At 48.4% G+C, this 370-nt stretch carries 1 protein-coding gene; it reads right to left on the bottom strand.

Annotated elements, in window-relative coordinates:
- Positions 1–296 (bottom strand): flagellin N-terminal helical domain-containing protein (locus OH456_RS25940; protein WP_443088648.1); only part of this gene is annotated, 296 nt, incomplete at its 3' end.
- Between the last annotated feature and the right edge of the window lie 74 nt (positions 297–370).

Below are 370 nucleotides of genomic sequence, written 5' to 3'. Positions count from 1 at the left end.
GATTGCAGTGATAGGTCACGCATACGTTGCAGGATGTTCGTTGTCTCATTCATCGCGCCTTCAGCAGTTTGGGCGATAGAGATACCATCGTTCGCGTTGCGCACTGCCACATCAAGACCACGGCTTTGAACGTTCAAACGGTTCGAAATTTGTAGACCCGCTGCGTCGTCTTTCGCACTGTTGATTTTATGACCCGAAGACAAACGCTCCATTGACGTTGCTTGCGCCTGACTTGCGCTGTTTAGGTAACGCTGAGCGGTCATCGCTGATACGTTAGTATTTACATTCACTGCCATGTTGTTTCTCCAATTGATTTTCCGGTGTAGCGGTTTCCGACGTCTCGGAAAACCAAGTAGTTCTCTCAAAGTTA

The sequence above is a fragment of the Vibrio sp. La 4.2.2 genome (genome assembly GCF_027586995.1).
Lineage (GTDB): Bacteria > Pseudomonadota > Gammaproteobacteria > Enterobacterales > Vibrionaceae > Vibrio > Vibrio mediterranei.
The sequence above is the reverse complement of the archived record's forward strand: the minus strand, read 5'-3'. Positions and strand labels throughout refer to the sequence as shown.